Source organism: Streptomyces sp. NPDC006265 (genome assembly GCF_040613555.1).
Taxonomy (GTDB): Bacteria; Actinomycetota; Actinomycetes; order Streptomycetales; family Streptomycetaceae; genus Streptomyces.
In genome coordinates this window covers 1-1,894 of sequence record NZ_JBEXSH010001262.1, presented here as the reverse complement: position 1 = coordinate 1,894, position 1,894 = coordinate 1, and the positions used below count along the sequence as shown (strand labels likewise).

The 1,894-nt window shown below is 68.0% G+C and carries 3 protein-coding genes; all 3 read right to left on the bottom strand.

Going from position 1 to position 1,894, the window contains the following annotated elements; translation table 11 throughout:
• On the bottom strand, positions 1-579 hold a 579-nt coding region (locus tag ABZ281_RS47845; protein ID WP_356664956.1), incomplete at its 3' end, for a hypothetical protein.
• On the bottom strand, positions 579-980 hold the full coding sequence (locus ABZ281_RS47840; RefSeq protein WP_356664954.1) for a hypothetical protein: 402 nt from the start codon (positions 978-980) through the stop codon (positions 579-581). The genes ABZ281_RS47840 and ABZ281_RS47845, both read right to left, overlap by 1 nt.
• 79 nt (positions 981-1,059) lie before the next feature.
• The coding region (locus ABZ281_RS47835) for a DUF4417 domain-containing protein (protein WP_356664952.1) at positions 1,060-1,894 on the bottom strand (835 nt) is incomplete at its 5' end.

The window sequence follows — 1,894 nt, the reverse complement described above, 5'->3', positions numbered from 1 at the left end:
GTCGGCGAGCGTCATTCCGCCGACCGTCTTGCCGGCGAGCAGCTCGTTGTACCGGCTGAGCGCGGCGGCCTGGATCTTCGCTTTGGACGGGATGTCGCCCGGGTACGCGGGGTCGAGCCAGTGGACCAGGGGGTGCTGGCCCTTGCCGGACAGGCCCACCAGCGCCGGGTGTTCGAAGCCTTTGGCCTCGGCGATCTCGCGCAGGTCGTCCTCATCCAGCGAGTTCAGGTAGGCGAGGGTCTGCGCCTTCAGCGCCTTGGTGTGGGCCTCGATCTCCTCGTCGGAGGCGCCCGCCTCCTTCAGTTTCTCAATGGCCTCCTGAGCTTGCTCGACGTGGCCGACGAAGGCGTTGTACCGCTCGACGGGGTCCGTCGGGACTTCATCCTCGGGGTCCAGGGCGAAAGGAGGGTCGGTGATCTCCTCCATGAGGTTCATCGCCATCAGGAGGTCGGCTTTGGCCTGGACTTCCTCGTCGGACATGGGCTGCGCCGGCGCTTCGGCCACCACGTCGTCCGTCTCGGACGCTGTCGTGGGCCCTACGGCGTAGGAGGCGTGCGAGGACTTGCTTCCTGTACCCATCAGCCGTCACCGCGCGGCGGGAGCGCAGGGATGACCTCGGCGAGCAGTTCGTCCAGGACGAGGTCGGCTGCGTGGGTGAGGTCGAGCGCGCCCTCGGGAACGTCGGCGGGCTCGAGCGAGCACACGCTGCCGGACCGCGCGATCCAGCGTTCGATGTCCTGGCTGGTGATGGGCGCGCTCAGGCGCTCTCGCCAGGGGTCGGCCGCCTCGTAGACAAGTGGGACCCAGCGCACGACCGGTGCGGCCTGCTGCTGTCCCTCGTTGAGGCCGAGAACGGCGACGGGGTCGACTGGAAGGCCGAGCGTGGGGTGCCAGACGAGCAGGATCCACAGCCGCCAGGCGGGAGAGGCCGTCGGCGTCTCCGTCGTCTTGGCATCAGCGCGGTTGGTGTCGGTCTCCATGGAGGCTCCTCCCGTAGGTGCTTTCACCTGCTACAGGTGTGGGAGGAGCCGCCGGTGTGACAGTGCGGGCGAAGAAGTTTCAGCGGTTCGGCAGGAGCGAGGCCATGTACTGGACCGTGGCGGCGAAGGCGTCCTCGCTTCGGGCGTGGACGTCCTCGCGGCCGTTGGGGGTCATGATCGCGCCGTGCAGGGCGTACTGATGGGGGTTTTGAGAGATGAGGGTCAGTCGCCGGCCGAAGATCTCGGCCATCTCGGCGATGCGGTTGGCTCGGGACAGGCCGGTGAGGAAGACCGGCATGTCCTCGGGCAGATGCTCGGCAAGCCAGTGCAGGCCGGGCCGCTCCCAGCTGTCCCAGTCGGCGTTGTCGCGGACGGTCTGCACGTTGATGGCGATGCCCGCCGGCTGGGTGTCTTGGATCCAGGCGAGGTAGCGCTGGAGGTCTTCCAGCCGGAACCAGTACACGTTCGGTACGACGTTCACGCCGGCCTCGGCGAACTCCTGGGCGAGCATCAGGCTGCGGCGCATGTTCAGCAGGTGCTCGGTGCGGGGCCAGTCGCCGTAGATGCTGTAGTTGCACGAGAGCACCAGATCCCACTCCTGCTCGGCGATCCGCTCGACGAGCCTGTCGCGTTCACGGCGGGTCCAGAAGGCCTCAACGAGGGGGTCCTCGCCATAGCCGACTAGGACGGCCTTCTGGTGTTCGCCGAGGGCGAGGGCCTGGCGTGCGGTCTGCTCGGTGAAGCGCTTGTAGAGCGTGTGGGTGTCCGGGGAGAAGACGCGCCGCAGCCCGACCCCGTAGGCCGGCCAGTTCAGGCTGGTGTCGAGCTTGGTGATGGCGCTGCCGTCGGTCATGGGGATGAAGGACGGCAGGCCGGCGGGCAGGGTGCTGTCGACGGTGATGTCGTCGAAGGTC